At 60.0% G+C, this 16,251-nt stretch carries 18 protein-coding genes and 1 pseudogene; 13 read left to right on the top strand and 6 right to left on the bottom strand.

Translation table 11 applies throughout. The features are described from left to right. Nucleotides 1-21: 21 nt before the first annotated feature. The 3 genes from eno (at nt 22) to ispD (ending at nt 2,471) form a co-directional block, all read left to right on the top strand. Nucleotides 22-1,311, top strand: coding sequence for a phosphopyruvate hydratase (eno, locus tag NA645_RS05125; RefSeq protein WP_256047844.1), 1,290 nt, complete (start codon nt 22-24; stop codon nt 1,309-1,311). Nucleotides 1,312-1,491: 180 nt separating this feature from the next. Then, nucleotides 1,492-1,770 (top strand): cell division protein FtsB, encoded by a 279-nt coding sequence (gene ftsB, locus NA645_RS05120; RefSeq protein ID WP_131648951.1) that lies wholly within the window; start codon nt 1,492-1,494, stop codon nt 1,768-1,770. 8 nt (nt 1,771-1,778) lie between these two features. After that, nucleotides 1,779-2,471: a 2-C-methyl-D-erythritol 4-phosphate cytidylyltransferase gene (gene ispD / locus NA645_RS05115; protein ID WP_256047843.1), complete on the top strand. Its 693-nt coding sequence runs from the start codon at nt 1,779-1,781 to the stop codon at nt 2,469-2,471. Between the two features lie 59 nt (nt 2,472-2,530). On the opposite strand, the gene NA645_RS05110 is transcribed toward ispD, so the two are convergent. The 3 genes and pseudogenes from NA645_RS05110 to NA645_RS05100 all read right to left on the bottom strand — a co-directional run bounded on the left by NA645_RS05110 (nt 2,531) and on the right by NA645_RS05100 (nt 5,113). Then, nucleotides 2,531-3,697, bottom strand: a complete 1,167-nt coding sequence (locus tag NA645_RS05110) for a hypothetical protein (protein WP_256047842.1) — start codon at nt 3,695-3,697, stop codon at nt 2,531-2,533. Between the two features lie 82 nt (nt 3,698-3,779). After that, nucleotides 3,780-4,082 (bottom strand): annotated as a pseudogene (hpf, locus tag NA645_RS05105) (ribosome hibernation-promoting factor, HPF/YfiA family); the annotation flags it as partial. Between the two features lie 131 nt (nt 4,083-4,213). Beyond that, complete coding sequence (locus NA645_RS05100) at nt 4,214-5,113, bottom strand: LysR family transcriptional regulator (protein ID WP_256047840.1); 900 nt, start codon at nt 5,111-5,113, stop codon at nt 4,214-4,216. 121 nt (nt 5,114-5,234) lie between these two features. On the opposite strand from NA645_RS05100, the gene NA645_RS05095 reads away from it, so the two are divergent. Together NA645_RS05095 and fghA are read left to right on the top strand one after the other, a co-directional pair. Continuing rightward, the gene (locus tag NA645_RS05095; protein WP_256047839.1) at nt 5,235-6,350 is read left to right on the top strand and encodes an S-(hydroxymethyl)glutathione dehydrogenase/class III alcohol dehydrogenase; all 1,116 of its coding nucleotides are present in this window, start codon (nt 5,235-5,237) and stop codon (nt 6,348-6,350) included. A gap of 60 nt (nt 6,351-6,410) precedes the next feature. After that, nucleotides 6,411-7,256 (top strand): S-formylglutathione hydrolase, encoded by an 846-nt coding sequence (fghA, locus tag NA645_RS05090; RefSeq protein ID WP_272891982.1) that lies wholly within the window; start codon nt 6,411-6,413, stop codon nt 7,254-7,256. A gap of 233 nt (nt 7,257-7,489) precedes the next feature. Here the strand turns inward: fghA and NA645_RS05085 are convergent, their stop codons facing one another. Both NA645_RS05085 and NA645_RS05080 read right to left on the bottom strand, forming a co-directional pair. Next, on the bottom strand, nt 7,490-8,539 hold the full coding sequence (locus NA645_RS05085; protein WP_256047838.1) for an alkene reductase: 1,050 nt from the start codon (nt 8,537-8,539) through the stop codon (nt 7,490-7,492). A 23-nt stretch (nt 8,540-8,562) separates the two neighbouring features. Then, nucleotides 8,563-8,865 carry an ArsR/SmtB family transcription factor gene (locus NA645_RS05080; RefSeq protein ID WP_256047837.1) on the bottom strand — a complete coding sequence of 101 codons (303 nt, stop codon included), beginning with the start codon at nt 8,863-8,865 and terminating at the stop codon, nt 8,563-8,565. A gap of 179 nt (nt 8,866-9,044) precedes the next feature. On the opposite strand from NA645_RS05080, the gene ispF reads away from it, so the two are divergent. The 8 genes from ispF to NA645_RS05040 all read left to right on the top strand — a co-directional run bounded on the left by ispF (nt 9,045) and on the right by NA645_RS05040 (nt 15,584). Further along, nucleotides 9,045-9,518 carry a 2-C-methyl-D-erythritol 2,4-cyclodiphosphate synthase gene (ispF, locus tag NA645_RS05075; protein WP_256047836.1) on the top strand — a complete coding sequence of 158 codons (474 nt, stop codon included), beginning with the start codon at nt 9,045-9,047 and terminating at the stop codon, nt 9,516-9,518. After that, on the top strand, nt 9,515-10,555 hold the full coding sequence (gene truD, locus NA645_RS05070) for a tRNA pseudouridine(13) synthase TruD (RefSeq protein ID WP_256047835.1): 1,041 nt from the start codon (nt 9,515-9,517) through the stop codon (nt 10,553-10,555). Before ispF ends, truD begins: the two co-directional genes overlap by 4 nt. After that, nucleotides 10,555-11,304 carry a 5'/3'-nucleotidase SurE gene (gene surE / locus NA645_RS05065; RefSeq protein WP_181102627.1) on the top strand — a complete coding sequence of 250 codons (750 nt, stop codon included), beginning with the start codon at nt 10,555-10,557 and terminating at the stop codon, nt 11,302-11,304. The genes truD and surE overlap by 1 nt, the downstream gene beginning before the upstream one ends. Before the next feature lie 41 nt (nt 11,305-11,345). Next, nucleotides 11,346-11,981, top strand: a complete 636-nt coding sequence (locus NA645_RS05060) for a protein-L-isoaspartate(D-aspartate) O-methyltransferase (RefSeq protein ID WP_029404859.1) — start codon at nt 11,346-11,348, stop codon at nt 11,979-11,981. A 17-nt stretch (nt 11,982-11,998) separates the two neighbouring features. Then, a complete protein-coding gene (locus tag NA645_RS05055) occupies nt 11,999-12,934 on the top strand; it encodes a DUF368 domain-containing protein (protein ID WP_256047834.1) in 936 nt (311 codons plus the stop codon). A gap of 56 nt (nt 12,935-12,990) precedes the next feature. Beyond that, a complete protein-coding gene (locus tag NA645_RS05050) occupies nt 12,991-13,809 on the top strand; it encodes a peptidoglycan DD-metalloendopeptidase family protein (protein ID WP_256048085.1) in 819 nt (272 codons plus the stop codon). 98 nt (nt 13,810-13,907) lie between these two features. Then, on the top strand, nt 13,908-14,906 hold the full coding sequence (gene rpoS / locus NA645_RS05045; RefSeq protein WP_256047833.1) for an RNA polymerase sigma factor RpoS: 999 nt from the start codon (nt 13,908-13,910) through the stop codon (nt 14,904-14,906). Nucleotides 14,907-15,437: 531 nt separating this feature from the next. Further along, the gene (locus tag NA645_RS05040) at nt 15,438-15,584 is read left to right on the top strand and encodes a hypothetical protein (protein ID WP_256047832.1); all 147 of its coding nucleotides are present in this window, start codon (nt 15,438-15,440) and stop codon (nt 15,582-15,584) included. Nucleotides 15,585-15,612: 28 nt separating this feature from the next. On the opposite strand, the gene NA645_RS05035 is transcribed toward NA645_RS05040, so the two are convergent. Further along, nucleotides 15,613-16,032 (bottom strand): NUDIX hydrolase, encoded by a 420-nt coding sequence (locus NA645_RS05035; protein ID WP_256047831.1) that lies wholly within the window; start codon nt 16,030-16,032, stop codon nt 15,613-15,615. Nucleotides 16,033-16,251 lie beyond the last annotated feature (219 nt).

Below are 16,251 nucleotides of genomic sequence, written 5' to 3'. Positions count from 1 at the left end.
ATCTACGGAGTGTTAATAAAAATGGCAAAGATCGTCGACATCAAAGGGCGTGAAGTTCTCGACTCCCGTGGCAACCCCACCGTGGAAGCGGACGTTATCCTCGATAACGGCATCATCGGTAGCGCTTGTGCGCCGTCCGGTGCGTCCACCGGTTCGCGCGAGGCGCTGGAGCTGCGCGATGGCGACAAAAGCCGTTATATGGGTAAAGGCGTACTGAAGGCCATCGGCAACATCAATGGACCGATTCGCGATCTGCTGCTGGGCAAGGACCCTGTCGACCAGAAGGCCCTGGATCGAGCAATGATCGAGCTGGACGGGACCGACAACAAGGCCAAGCTGGGTGCCAACGCCATTCTCGCCGTGTCCTTGGCTGCTGCTAAGGCCGCCGCCCAGGATCAGGATCTGCCACTCTACGCGCACATCGCCAACCTCAACGGCACGCCTGGCCAGTACTCCATGCCGGTACCGATGATGAACATCATCAACGGCGGCGAGCATGCCGACAACAACGTCGACATCCAAGAATTCATGGTGCAGCCCGTCGGCGCTAAGACCTTTGCCGATGCCCTGCGCATGGGCACTGAAATCTTCCATAACCTCAAGGCCGTGCTGAAAGCCCGTGGCCTGAGCACTTCGGTCGGCGACGAAGGTGGCTTCGCACCGAACCTGGCGTCCAACGAAGATGCGCTGGCGGCCATCGCCGAAGCCGTCGAGAAGGCCGGCTACAAGCTGGGCGATGACGTGACCCTTGCGCTGGACTGCGCATCGAGCGAGTTCTACAAGGACGGCAAGTATGACCTAGCAGGCGAAGGCAAGGTATTCGACGCCGCCGGCTTCGCTGACTACCTGGCTGGTCTGTCCGAGCGCTATCCGATCGTCTCCATCGAAGACGGCATGGATGAGTCCGACTGGGACGGCTGGAAGGTTTTGACCGACAAGATCGGCAGCAAGGTTCAGCTGGTTGGCGACGATCTGTTCGTGACCAATACCAAGATCCTCAAGGAAGGTATCGAGAAGGGCATCGGCAACTCCATCCTGATCAAGTTCAACCAGATCGGCTCGTTGAGCGAAACCCTGGAAGCCATCCAGATGGCCAAGGCCGCAGGTTACACGGCGGTGATTTCCCACCGTTCCGGCGAAACCGAAGACCACACCATCGCGGATCTGGCCGTGGGCACTGCCGCTGGTCAGATCAAGACCGGTTCGCTGTGCCGCTCTGACCGTGTTTCGAAGTACAACCAGCTGCTGCGTATCGAGGAGCAGCTCGGCGGAAAAGCGGCCTACAAGGGGCGTGCCGAGTTTCGCGGCTAATACTTCGCATGCTAGAAAGGGGCGGCGTTAGTCGCCCTTTTTTGTGGATAACGTTCAGCACTGATAAGGTCGCCGTCGAAATGAGGCGATGCGCCCGCCAGCAAAGGAAGCCAGGCCATGTCGCTGACCGCTGCATATATCACGTCATCTGAAACCAACCGAAGCCGTTCCATGCCGTCCATGCGTAGCCCCTACTGGTTGTTCGTCGTTCTGATCCTGTTGTTGGGTGGTCTTCAGTACCGTCTGTGGGTGGGCGAGGGGAGCCTTGCTCAGGTCAGCGGACTGAACAAGCAGATCGCTGAGCAGCAGGGCGAGAACCAGCGTTTGCTCGAGCGCAATCGCATCCTTGAGGCTGAGGTGATGGAGCTCAAGCAGGGCATGGAAACCGTCGAAGAACGTGCTCGTCAGGAGCTTGGGATGGTCAAGGAAGGCGAGACGCTATTCCAGCTCACAGAGTAAGGACGGCCATGTTCCCGGAGTTCTGGACCGTGATACCGGCTGCCGGTGTCGGTAGCCGCATGCGCGCCGATCGGCCTAAGCAATACCTGCCCTTGGCCGGCAAGAGCGTCATCGAACATACGCTCAGCTGTTTTCTCGACCATCCCGGTTTGCTTGGGTTGGTCGTCGGCTTGGCCGCCGATGATCCGTACTGGGCGAGTCTGGACTGCGCCAAGGACCCTCGCATTCAACGCGCTGACGGCGGCGCCGAACGTGCAGACTCGGTACTGGCCGGGCTACATCGTCTGTCCGAGCTAGGCGCACGAGACGGCGACTGGGTGCTGGTGCATGATGCCGCTCGGCCCAATCTCTCGCGTCAGGATCTCGACAAACTGCTGGCCGAACTGGGCGACGATCCAGTCGGTGGGCTACTCGCCGTACCGGCTCGCGACACTTTGAAACGAGCAGGTGCCGACGGACGAGTCGTGGAAACCATCGACCGTAGCGTGATATGGCAGGCTTTCACACCGCAAATGTTTCACCTCGGGGCGTTACGCGATGCGCTTACCAACGCGCTCGAAGCTGGTGCAGCCGTTACTGATGAAGCGTCCGCGCTGGAATGGGCGGGATTCAGTCCGCGGCTGATAGAAGGGCGCTCAGATAATTTAAAGATCACGCGTCCAGAAGATCTGCAATGGCTGCAGCAGCGCTGGCAATCGTGATTGCGCAGCGCTGTGCGTCGTGAAGCGCGATTCTTTCGCAGTTTCGTGGCGGTGACTGATCAGTAGCGGTAGATCGCCGCCGCGCCGCTCGCGGTTGGCATACGCTCGGTGGGCACCGAGATCACTTCGCCGCCTTGTTCTAACGTCCAGATCGTCAACTCGTCGAGCAGATCGGGTGTGGTGGCTGACCCATCGTCGACCGCTATCGCCTTGCCTTCCTGCTTGTCCGCCATCCCCGGTATCTGCCGATCAGCTTCGACCAGCAACGTCGCCACCCGACCTTCCAGAGTCGCCTGACCGATCTGTTCGAGCTGATCGGTGGCCAGACCTTGACCGTGCGATTCGCCGTACTGGTTGATGAATCCTTCGAGGCGTTTGATATAACGCGGCTGCATTACCATCCAACTCTTTTCTCGCAGCTCGTCCCGACTGAGCAGGGAGACATCGTTTTCGATACCGTCGGGTAACAGAAACTCGTTGTGACTGAGCTTGCGGAAGTGGGACTGGTGTTCTGCGAGTCCAGCGAGAATCAGCGGCAGTCGGGTCTTGCGGCTGTGATGCTCAAGGAAGGCGCGATCGACTTCGCGGAAGAAGCGTTCTCGGTCTCGATCGATTTCGTCCTGTCGCCCGGCCCCGCCGCTTTCAACCTGCATGGGGTCGCCACGCTCGCTGGCGCGGCTATAACCTTGCGGAAATCCTGTTTGACCTTTCTCAGTCAGGTCGCGGCCAAGTGCCTCTTCCACAGTCTTCGGTACGCCGTCGGCAAGCGGAACTTCATCGACACCATCGCGGTTGCCTTCGAACAGGCGTACCGAATCCAGCGTTATCGCGAGGATCTGGTAACGATCGGCGGATTGGGCAATGCGCAGCAGCGGCTTAAGGTGCATACGATCATTGGCGACCGCCAGCTCAGGTACGTTGCGCTGGAGGCGGAACACCTCGAAATAGTCCTTGGCGCCGAACACAGCCAGTCCGTCGCGGTTGGAGTTCCAGAAGTCGACGTCATCGATCAGCGCGTAAAACGGCTCGAGCAGCGATTTGGCCTGATCTCCTCGGCCTTGCTGTTTGAGAGAATCTTCCAGCTGTCGCACCAGGTGCTTGAAGCGGATCGGGTCTTGCTGGCGCTCGGGAAAGCTGCGGTGGGTGGGCTGGTACAGCGACAGGCATGGCGCCTCGCGCTTCGCCAGCAGCTGGGACATGGTTTCGCGATCGAGCAATCTGTTCATGCATGGCCTCTTTCGTAATCGGGTGGTTCGGTCCCTCGGGCATTGATGGCCTGGTTCGGCAAGTGACGGGTCAGTGATGGTTGAGTTTGTCCAGGGCATGCGCCAGGGCATGGTTGAGCTTTTCCGCGGCGCCGTCGATGGCGAGCGTCATGGAGTCCGCCTTGTGGGTGGCCGAAATCGGCTCATGGCCTTTCACTCGGGCTTCCATCTGGCAACGCTTGTCCTGGGGGCCGCTTTTACCGCTGTTCTCATCGTTGAGATGAACTTCGACTCGGGTCAGCTGATCATCGAAACGCTCCAGCTCACTCTCCACAGTTGCTTTCAGGTGCTCCTCGAGGTTGCTGGTTACGCTGACGCTGTGATTGCTGTTCACCAGAATCTGCATGATGTCCTCCTGATTGAATCGCCGGGTAGCTCCAGGCAAACGCAAAGGGCACCGGCTACACAATATCGACGTGGCCTACGGAGGCGGGTTCCTCCTGAAATAGGCAGTCAGACGCGCGGCGCCGTAGCACTTCAGTTGCGTCCGCTGCGGTATTCCGGGCGACTGGCCAGGCCTTGCTTCAATGCCTGGATCAGCAGGCGCACCTTTGGCAGCGGATAGCGGCGCTGCGGGTAGACGGCCCAGACGGCGGTATTGGGTGGCTGATTGGCTTCCAGCAGCGACACCAGCTCACCTCGGCGCAGCGGCTCCTGCACGTAATAGTCCGGCAGCTGGCAGAGGCCGAAGCCGCGCAAGGCGGCGTCCAGCACCGCCTGGCCACTATTGCAACGCCAATTGCCGCTGGGTTTGAACGGCTGCTCGCGACCATCGACCTGCAGCATCCAGCTATCGCCCGTGCCCACCAGGCAGTTGTGCCGCGCTAGTTCGGAAAGTGTGTGCGGACGCCCGTAGCGTTCGAGGTAGGCCGGCGCGGCACAGAGGTACATGGCTCGTGGCGCGATGCGGGTCGCCACTAGCCGCGATTCGCTGAGCCGGCCCAAGCGTATGGCCAGATCGAAGCCCTCCTGCACTAAGTCCAGGGTGCGGTTGGACAGTTCGATCTCGACCCGCAATTGCGGATGCTGCGCCATGAACTCGTTCACCAGCGGCACGATGAAGCGCTCGCCGTAAGCCACGGCTGCGGTCATGCGCAGTAGCCCGGTGGGTGCTGCGTGCAGGTCGCTGATGGCATGGAAGGCTTCGTCGCGCTCTTCGATCAAGCGCTGGCAGCGGGAAAGAAAGGTATGCCCTGCCTCGGTCAGCGAGACGCGGCGCGTGGTGCGGTAGAGCAGGCGGGCCTGCAAGCGCTCTTCGAGGCGCGCCACTTGGCGGCTGACGTGGGAGGACGATACCCGCAATTGCTCGGCGGCCCGCATGAAGCTGCCGCATTCGGCGACGGCGACGAATTCGTCGAGACCTTCCCAGCGATTCATGTCGGACTCCTTTTTAAAGGCTTGATTATCCCCATATGGCAACAATGTTTTCACGTTTAGCTCATTAACCCAGCGTACGGATGAAACTACACTCTGCTTCATTCACCAAGAGGAGTCCTTCATGAGCATCAAATCACGCGCCGCCGTAGCCTTTGGCCCCAATCAGCCTCTGCAGATCGTCGAAGTGGATGTCGCGCCGCCCAAGGCCGGCGAGGTACTGGTGCGCATCGTTGCAACCGGCGTTTGCCATACCGACGCCTACACCTTGTCCGGTGAGGACTCCGAAGGTGTGTTTCCCTGCATTCTCGGCCACGAGGGTGGCGGCATCGTCGAGGCGGTTGGCGAGGGCGTGACCTCGGTGGCAGTGGGCGATCACGTCATCCCGCTGTATACGGCCGAGTGCCGCCAGTGCAAATTCTGCACCTCCGGCAAGACCAACCTCTGCAGCGCAGTACGTGCCACGCAGGGTAAGGGCCTGATGCCGGACGGCACCACCCGTTTTAGTTACCAGGGCGAGCCGATCTACCACTACATGGGCACCTCGACCTTTTCCGAGTACACGGTGCTGCCGGAAGTCTCGGTCGCGAAGATTCCCAAGGAAGCGCCGCTGGACAAGGTCTGCCTGCTGGGCTGCGGCGTTACCACCGGCATCGGTGCGGTGCTCAACACCGCTAAGGTGGAGGCGGGCGCGACGGTGGCTATCTTCGGTCTCGGTGGCATCGGCCTGGCGGCGATCATCGGCGCGAAGATGGCTGGCGCCAGCCGCATCATCGCCATCGACATTAATCCTTCCAAGTTCCCCATCGCCGAAGAGTTGGGCGCGACTGACTTCGTCAATCCGAAGGATCACGACAGGGCTATCCAGGAGGTCATCGTCGAGATGACCGACGGAGGCGTGGACTATTCCTTCGAGTGCGTCGGAAACGTGCAATTGATGCGCGCCGCATTGGAATGCGCGCATAAGGGCTGGGGCGAGTCGGTCATCATCGGCGTCGCCGGTGCGGGACAGGAGATCAGCACTCGTCCGTTCCAGCTGGTTACCGGCCGCGTCTGGCGCGGTAGCGCCTTCGGTGGCGTCAAGGGCCGCACCGAACTGCCCAGCTACGTCGAAAAGTCCCAGAACGGCGAAATCCCTCTGGATACTTTCATTACCCATAACATGGGGCTGGATGAGATCAACCAGGCGTTCGACCTGATGCATGAAGGCAAGAGCATCCGCACCGTCATTCATTTCTGATCCGTAGGGGTGGATAACGCCGTCGCCAGACGGCTTGTCCACCCGGCGCGAGGCATATCCATGACCCTTGAAAACATTTCTTGCAACAAGAGTTTCGGCGGCTGGCACAAACGCTACCGTCACCGCTCCAGCAGCCTGAACTGCGACATGGTGTTCGCCGTCTACCTGCCGCCACAGGCGGAGCAGGGCGAGAAGCTGCCGGTGCTGTACTGGCTGTCGGGACTGACCTGCACCGACGAGAATTTCATGCAGAAAGCCGGTGCGCAGCGGCTGGCCGCAGAGCTGGGGTTGATCATCGTCGCACCGGATACCAGTCCACGCGGGTCGGACGTGCCGGACGACCCGGACGGTGCCTGGGATTTCGGCCTGGGTGCCGGCTTCTACCTCAATGCCACGCAGGAACCCTGGGCGCAGCACTACCGCATGTACGACTACGTGGTCGATGAGTTGCCGGCGCTGATCGCGGCGAATTTCCCGGTGTCCGACAAGCGCGGCATCAGTGGGCACTCCATGGGCGGCCATGGTGCGCTGGTCTGTGCGCTGAAGAATCCGGGGCGTTATCTATCGGTTTCGGCTTTCTCGCCCATCACCAATCCCACCAATTGCCCCTGGGGCGAAAAGGCCTTTTCCGGCTATCTGGGCGAGGATCGCTCGCGCTGGCGCGAATGGGATGCCTGTGCACTGATCGCCGAGGCTGGGGAACAGTTGCCGATTCTGGTCGATCAAGGTGATCGTGACGATTTCATGGTCAACCAGCTCAAGCCCGAGGCGCTGGAAGCCGCAGCCAAGGCAGCGGGGCATCCGCTCACGCTGCGCATTCAACCGGGTTACGACCACAGCTACCATTTCATCGCGAGCTTCATCGATGACCATCTGCGTCATCATGCAGAGGCGCTGAAGGCCTGAGGTCTGCCGTCGATCATTGGTCACCCCCAGACGCTTTACTGTAGGAGCGAGCTTGCTCGCGAATCGCGGCCCGATTCGCGAGCAAGCTCGCTCCTACGAATAGATCTGATCTGGTTTAGGCATAGATAAGCCTGCAGCCTACGGGTACTGATGGCGCCACGCCCCCGAACGATTGCCATCAAAACGAAAAAGGCCCGGCCGGAGTTACCGGTCGGGCCTTCCATCGCTGGGAGCTAGAGCGATGGATAATCGGTGTAGCCCTCTGCGCCCTGGGCGTAGAACAGCTCAGGCTTGGGCTCGTTGAGCGGCGCGTCCTGGCGCAGGCGCTCGACCAGGTCCGGGTTAGCGATATAAGGAATGCCGAAGGCCACCGCGTCGGCTTTGCCGTCGGCCAGCCAGGCGTTGGCCTGTTCGCCGGTGAAACGTTCGTTAGCGATGTAGACGCCGCCGAAGATCTGCTTCAGCTGCGGGCCGAGACTGTCTTCTCCGGCTTTTTCACGCGTGCATATGAACGCGATGCCGCGCTTGCCGAGCTCTCGGGCCACGTAGCCGAAGGTCTCGGTGCGGTTGGAGTCGCCCATATCGTGGGAGTCGGCACGCGGTGCCAGGTGTACGCCGACGCGGCCGGCACCCCAAACGCTGATCGCGGCATCGGTGACTTCCAACATCAGGCGTGCGCGATTTTCCAGCGAGCCGCCGTACTGGTCGGTACGCTGGTTGGTGCTGTCCTGCAGGAACTGGTCGAGCAAGTAGCCATTGGCGCCGTGGATTTCCACGCCGTCGAAGCCCGCCTCCTTGGCATTCTCGGCACCTTTGCGGTAGGCCTCGACGATGCCGGCTATTTCTTCGGTTTCCAGCGCGCGCGGGGTCTCGTAATCCTTCATCGGCCGTACCAAGCTCACATGCCCGGCGGGCTTGATGGCGCTCGGTGCAACCGGCAGCTGGCCGTCGAGGTAGCGCGGGTCGGAGATGCGGCCGACATGCCAGAGCTGCAGCACGATCTTGCCGCCCTTGGCATGTACCGCGTCGGTGATCCTCTTCCAGCCCTGCACCTGCTCGGCGGACCAGATGCCGGGCGTGTCCGGGTAGCCGACGCCCATGGGCGTTACCGAGGTGGCTTCGCTGATGATCAAACCGGCATCGGCGCGCTGGGCGTAGTATTCGACCATCAGCTCACCCGGTACGCGGCCGGGCTCGGCGCGGCAGCGGGTCAGGGGCGCCATGATGACGCGGTTAGCCAGTTCCAGCTCGCCAATGCGGATCGGATCGAAAAGTGTGGGCATGGGGTGTTGCTCCTATAGAAGATTCAGAGTTCCTGGCCGATGCGGGCTAGAAAGCCCTGGATGACCGGCTCATTGCGTTGAAAGAAATGCCACTGGCCGACTTTGCGGCTGGTAATCAACCCGGCTCGCTGCAGGGTGGCCAAGTGGGCCGATACCGTCGATTGAGAAAGACCGGCCCGCTGGTCGATCTGCCCGGCGCAGACGCCGTTCTCCAGCGAATGGAATTGCTCGGGAAAGTACCGTTGTGGCTCCTTCAGCCACTGCAGGATTTCCCGGCGTAGCGGGTGGGCGAGGGCCTTGATGATGTCGTCGAAGTCGTCGGGCATGGGGTTCGTCTGGTTCGGTTTATCGCGATGGGGCGAACTATATATCGTCGAATAACGATATGGGATCGATTCGGTTGATGGTGACTATCGCGCTCGTTGATGCCGGCTCCGGAGCCGATGAGCCAAGCCATGACGTCTCCTGTAGAATCCGCCGCTGATCTTTCAAGGGTGTTCTGACTATGCGTATTGGCCACGGCTATGACGTGCACCGCTTCGGCGAGGGCGACTTCATCACCCTCGGTGGAGTACGGATTCCTCACAGGTTCGGTCTGCTGGCGCATTCCGATGGTGACGTGCTGCTGCATGCGCTCAGCGACGCGCTGCTCGGTGCCGCCGCGCTGGGCGATATCGGCAAGCATTTCCCGGATACCGACCCGCAGTTCTTGGGCGCCGACAGCCGCGTGCTGCTGCGCCATGTGCTGGAACAGGTGAAGAGCAAGGGCTGGAAGGTCGGTAATGTCGATGCCACCATCATTGCCCAGGCACCGAAGATGGCGTCACATATCGAGGCCATGCGCGGCCTGATCGCCGAAGATCTGCAGGTCGAGTTGGATCAGGTCAACGTCAAGGCCACCACTACCGAGAAGCTGGGTTTCGTCGGGCGGGAAGAGGGTATCGCCGTGCACGCCGTCGCCCTGCTGGTCCGCGCATGACCGAAGATCAGTTGCTCGGGCCGCAGGCGCATGGCGGGCCATGCGGCAGCGCGGTGCTCAAGGGCGTGGCCGAGGACTTTCAAGTCGATGAAGTGCTGGACATTCCGTTGTCCGGCGAAGGCGAGCACCTCTGGCTTTGGGTGGAGAAACGCAATCTCAATACCGAGGAAGCGGCGCGCCGCATCTCCCGCGCTGCCGGAGTCCCGGTACGCAGTATCAGCTACGCCGGTCTGAAGGATCGCCAAGCGCTGACCCGCCAGTGGTTCAGTCTGCATTTGCCGGGCAAGGCCGATCCCACTTTGGATAGAGCTGAAGACGAAACGCTGAAGATTCTCAAGACCTGTCGTCACCAGCGCAAACTGCAGCGCGGCGCCCACTCGGCAAACGGCTTCACCCTGCGCCTGACCCAACTGCAGGCCGAACACGCTGAACTGGACGCGCGCCTCGAGCGAATCAAGACGCACGGCGTGCCCAATTATTTCGGCCTGCAACGCTTCGGCTTCGAGGGCAGCAACGTTCATGGCGCACGCGAATATGCCGAGCGACAGGAGCTTCCCGTGCAGCGCAACCTACGCTCGCGGCTGCTCTCGGCGGGGCGCAGCTATTTGTTCAATCGGGTCTTGGCCGAGCGTGTCGCGAGCGGGACCTGGGATAAGGCGCAGGTGGGTGATCTACTGGCCTTTACCGACAGCCGCAGCTTCTTCCCAGCAGGCGAGGCCGAATGCAGCGACCCGCGTCTGGCCATTCTCGATCTGCACCCCACCGGCCCATTGTGGGGCGTCGGTGAGTCGCCCGCAGGTGGCGTGGTACCTGCGCTGGAATCGAATGTCGCGGGGGCAGAACCGGCAATCGCCAAGTGGCTCGCAGAAGCTGGAATGAAGCATGAACGGCGCATTCTTCGCCTCCCCATTGGCGGCTTGTCGTGGCATTATCCCGAGCCTGACATTCTGCAACTTGAATTCGTCCTGCCGACCGGATGCTTCGCCACAGCTGTGGTACGCGAGCTGGTCAGCCTGGCAGGGCAGACGGACATCTGATGCGTATTCTGATCGCCAACGACGACGGGGTGTATGCACCCGGGCTCGCCGCGCTTTATGACGCGCTGGCCGATTATGCCGAGTGCCGCGTAGTCGCCCCCATCCAGGACATGAGCGGCGCCAGTAGCGCGCTGACGCTGGATCGCCCGCTTCATCCTACGACCATGCCGAACGGTTTCATCGGCGTGAACGGCACACCTACCGATTGCGTTCACCTGGGCATGAACGGGCTGCTCGACGAAGCACCCGACATGGTGGTTTCCGGTATTAATCTGGGCGCCAATCTGGGGGACGACGTCCTGTACTCAGGCACCGTCGCTGCAGCAATCGAAGGCCGCTTCACTGGCAAACCGGCATTTGCGTTTTCGCTGATCTCGCGCGCTCCGGACAATCTGCCTACGGCTGCCTACATCGCTCGCAAGCTGGTCGAGAAACACGATCAGCTCGACCTGCCGCCACGTACTGTGCTCAGCATCAACGTGCCCAACCTGCCGCTGGATCATATCCGCGGCATCCAGTTGACCCGCCTTGGTCACCGTAGCCGGGCCAAACCGCCGGTTAAGCAGGCCAACCCGCGGGGCAAGGACGGCTACTGGATCTCGGTTGCCGGTGACGTCGAAGATGGTGGGCCAGGGACCGATTTTCATGCAGTGATGCAGGGCTACGTGTCGATTACTCCTTTGCAGCTCGATCGGACGTTCCATGAAGCGTTCAAGGGGCTCGATAACTGGCTGGAGGACGTACTGTGAATCACCGTGGACAAGATGATCTGCTGCGCCACGGCACCGGCATGACTTCGCAGCGCACCCGCGATCGCCTGATTCAGCGGTTGTATGAGGAGGGCCTGTCCGATCCTCGCGTGCTTGAGGTCATTCGACGCACGCCGCGTCATCTGTTCGTCGACGAGGCGCTGTCGCATCGCGCTTACGAAGACACCGCGCTGCCAATCGGTCACAACCAGACCATCTCGCAGCCGTTCATGGTCGCGCGCATGAGTGAGCTGCTGCTTGCGGACGGCCCGCTGGATAAGGTCTTGGAAATCGGTACCGGCTCCGGTTATCAGACCGCTGTGCTGGCACAACTGGTCGAACGGGTGTTCTCGGTCGAGCGCATCCAGGCGCTGCAGGATCGTGCAAAAGAGCGTCTGGTCGAACTCAAATTGCGTAATGTGGTCTTTCGCTGGGGTGATGGTTGGGAAGGTTGGCCTGCATTGGCACCTTATAACGGCATCATCGTTACCGCGGCGGCAGCCGACGTGCCACAAGCCTTGCTCGATCAACTGGCTCCCGGCGGGCGGCTGGTGATTCCGGTCGGGGTGGGCGAAGTCCAGCAACTGATGCTGATCATTCGAGAGGAAGACGGTTTTTCCCGCCATCTGCTGGATACCGTACGCTTCGTGCCGCTGCTCAATGGACCTGTAGTTTGATCTCAGCGGAAGGAAGCATGAAAAACACGTTGTTGTTGTACGCCAAGGGCATCGCGATGGGCGCGGCGGATGTGGTGCCGGGAGTCTCTGGCGGTACCATCGCTTTTATTACCGGCATCTATGACGAATTGCTGCGGTCGATCGGCGCTATACCCGGCGCTGCGATGCTATTGTTTCGTGGCCGCATTCGGGAAGCATGGGCGACGGCAAATGCGAATTTCCTTCTGGTTCTATTCGGCGGAATTCTTACCAGCGTGTTCAGCCTCGCGAAGCTGATCACCTATCTATTGGAAGCACACCCAATCCCGGTATGGTCGTTCTTCTTCGGTCTGATACTGGTTTCGGTGCATCTTGTCGGCAAAGAGATTCAGCGCTGGGATCTGTCACGCATCGTCGGTCTGATCCTTGGTGTCGTCTTCGCCTACGTAATAACTGTGGCCGCTCCGATGCAGTGGAGCAGCAGTAGTTTGAGTTTGTTTTTCGCAGGTGCCATTGCAATCTGCGCGATGATCCTGCCGGGCATCTCCGGTAGCTTCATTCTTGTGCTGCTGGGACTGTATCCGGTCGTACTCAGCGCGGTGAAGGATCTAGATCTAGCCGTCATGGCGATTTTTGCGGCAGGTTGTCTGGTGGGCATTCTCAGTTTCGCCCGTGTGCTGAGCTGGATGCTCGACCGTTGGCGCGACCTCACGCTGACCTTCCTTACGGGCCTGATGCTGGGTTCGCTGAACAAGGTTTGGCCATGGAAGGAGACGCTGACCTGGCGCATTGACTCCCATGGCGAGCGTATCCCGATGCTGGAGCAGAACCTGCTGCCTGGCGCCTATGCCGAGCTGACTGGACAGGACCCGCAACTCGCGCTGGCGATAGCACTGGCAGTAGTTGGTATCGTTCTCGTCCTTGGTCTCGAATGGTTCGCCGGGCGGCGCCAGCCATCGGTGCAAACGGTCTGAACGGCCTTGTCGATCAAAAGGAGCGCGTCGTGAAGGCCACAGCTAGCATGCGGTGGATGAGCATTCCGCCTTTACGTTGTGCGCTTGTCGCGCTGCTCGCGGGTGCGTTACTTGCTGGCTGCGCCAGTCCTCCGTCCGGAGGCGTACATGTCGTCGATCGCAACAGCCGCGACCGTGTTACCAGCGGCCACTATATTGTCCAACGGGGTGACTCCCTTTGGTCGATTGCCTTTCGCTTCGGTTGGGATTGGCGGGAGCTGGCTCAAGTCAACAATATTCCCCCGCCGCACGTCATCCATCCGGGACAGGCGATTCGCTTCACTCGGCATACTCAATCCCGGGCAGTAGCCGCTCGTCCGACTCCTGCGCCCACACCGCCAGCCAGCACATCGCCATCCGTGGTGACTACGCCCGTGCCCATTCCGCCACCGCTGACGAGGCCCAGCGTACCGGCGGCCAAGCCTCCCGCTGCGACTACGCCAGTCAAGTCTGTGGCGCGCTCTGCAAGCGGTTGGGCCTGGCCTACGAACGGCGCTGTAATCGGTCGTTTTTCCTCAAACGGCAGTTTGAATAAAGGCATTGATATCGCCGGGGAATTAGGACAGCCTGTTTTAGCTGCTTCTGATGGGGCTGTTGTGTACGCCGGCAGTGGTTTACGGGGTTACGGCGAACTTGTGATCATCAAGCACAGCGATACCTATGTAAGTGCCTACGGCCACAACCGCAGGCTGCTGGTTCAGGAGGGTCAACAAGTCAAAGCTGGGCAGACCATTGCCGAGATGGGATCGACTGGAACCGACCGGGTGAAGCTGCATTTTGAGATTCGCCGTCAAGGCAAACCTGTGGATCCTCTGCAATACCTGCCAAAGCGCTGATTTGCTACTACCTGTTCCGGTACTAGGAGGGGCTTGAGCGTTACCAGGGAGTGCGTGCCGCCCGAGCCTGTTGTCGAACTCAGAACAGGAAAACAATAATGGCTCTCAAAAAAGAAGTGCCGGAGTTTGACGTAGACGATGCCGTTCTACTCATGGAACCGTCCGCGGACGCCGATCCAGTCAGCGATATCTCCCGCGCCGGTTCAACGGGCACCCGATCCAAGACCGCGACCCTCAAGCAACACAAGTTCATCGACTACACCCGTGCGCTCGACGCCACTCAGCTGTATCTCAACGAAATCGGATTTTCTCCCCTGCTGACTCCCGAGCAAGAGGTGCATTTCGCACGTCTGGCTCAGAAGGGTGATCCGGCAGGGCGCAAGCGCATGATCGAAAGCAATCTGCGACTGGTGGTGAAAATCGCCCGGCGCTACGTCAACCGTGGGCTGTCTTTGCTGGACCTGGTCGAAGAGGGCAACCTGGGGCTGATACGGGCTGTCGAGAAGTTCGATCCCGAGCGTGGCTTCCGCTTTTCTACCTATGCCACCTGGTGGATTCGGCAGACCATCGAGCGGGCGATCATGAACCAGACCCGCACCATTCGCTTGCCGATTCACGTGGTCAAGGAGCTGAACGTTTACTTGCGTGCCGCGCGCGAGCTGACCCAGAAGCTTGACCACGAACCCAGCCCGGAGGAAATCGCCAACCTGCTCGAGAAGCCGGTCGCGGAGGTCAAGCGGATGCTGGGGCTGAATGAGCGCGTGACCTCCGTGGACGTGTCTCTCGGGCCGGACACCGACAAAACATTGCTCGATACCCTGACCGATGACCGGCCCAGCGATCCCTGCGATCTGCTGCTTGACGACGATCTGTCGGAAAGCATCGACCAATGGCTGTCCGACCTGACCGAGAAGCAGCGCGAGGTGGTCATCCGGCGCTTCGGTTTGCGCGGCCATGAAAGCTGCACGCTGGAAGAGGTCGGCCAGGAAATCGGGCTGACTCGTGAGCGGGTACGGCAGATTCAGGTCGAAGCGCTTAAGCGGTTACGCGAGATCTTCGAGCGTAACGGTCTGTCGAGCGAATCCCTGTTCCACTAAGGACGGCGCCCCTTACCGGCAACGTAAGGGGCGTTCCCACGCTTATATTTTTCTAAGTGAGCTCAGGTCTAACCATAGGGTTAGTCCTGGTTTCGTCGTATTTCCTCGAAAGCTGTTTGCCATGTAAGCATTTGCTTACGCAGCGTGTAAGAAAAGAGTGAATAGCGTTGCTGGCTATGCTCCCTTTCCAAAATTTTATTTATTAACTGATTGATCAATAAGGATAAAAATAAAATCTCACATCCTTATCCAAAAGCCATTACGAATTTTTGAGAGTTGTAGTTGTCGTCAAAAACCTTAATATCGCACCCGTGCTTAAGGACAAGCGCAGGCCAGCAAGGATGTTGGTCAGGATTAACCGCTGGATGCGGTGCGTCAGGATGACGAGCAGGAAATAAAGGAAACAGGGAAGGAGGCGGGCGGGGATTAAACCCCGCCCCTTTTTTTGTCTGCGAATAGGTATTCGATCCCGCCGAACGACTGCTTTGCTGGGTGGCCTAACGTTCTGATTCAAACTCAGAGGAGCTCACCATGAACGGCAAAGACTCGAATCAACCTGCCCAGCCGGCATCAGATCAAGAAGACCAGATCAAACGCCGTCCAGACGAGGCCGATGAAGATAAGCTGGACGAGGCGCTAGAAGAAACCTTTCCGGCAAGTGATCCCATCTCTCCATAGCCTAGCGCCAGCACCAGATGATGGTGTGTCAACTTTCTTCCGCTGCTAGCCGCTGGAGCAGAGCGGGAAGTACCTGTTCGCGCAACAGCGGGGCGAGATGTTCCTGCTGCTGCGTACGAGGTACCAGCCAGTCCAGCGCTTCGATTTCTGCCTGTACCTGTACCTCGCCTTCAACACGGCCTACGAAAACGTCTGCTTCAACCCAGTGATCTGGCTCGTTGGCTGCGCGTGACTGGAAATGCCCAAGCGCCTGCAGTTGCGATTCCTCGATCCGTAAACCCAGCTCCTCATGCAGCTCGCGCCGCAACGCTTGCAACGGTGTTTCTTCCGCCTCGATCTTGCCGCCCGGCAACATGAATAGGCGTGTACCGCGCTTGCGTACGACCAATATGTGACCGGCTTCGTTGAACAGGCAGGCTGTGGCGATATTCAGAACATTAGGGGACATGGAAATTCTCGTTATCGTGCCATAGCGCCACAAGTTTCTTGTTTCGGTTGTAACGCTGCAGACGGGATGTCAGTGATACAGGCAGAACGTAAGGGGCTGTTGACGTTTCGTTGCGAGCCGCGTTGCTGCGCCAAATGTCGCCAGGCAAGGCGCGGGACGCAGGTAATGGTTGCTCCCTTGCCAAGTCCCGCAACGCCGTATGGCGTTATTCGTCGTTCA

This window comes from Stutzerimonas stutzeri, assembly GCF_024448955.1.
In the GTDB taxonomy this organism is placed as follows: Bacteria; Pseudomonadota; Gammaproteobacteria; order Pseudomonadales; family Pseudomonadaceae; genus Stutzerimonas; species Stutzerimonas stutzeri_AQ.
The sequence above is the reverse complement of the archived record's forward strand: the minus strand, read 5'-3'. Positions and strand labels throughout refer to the sequence as shown.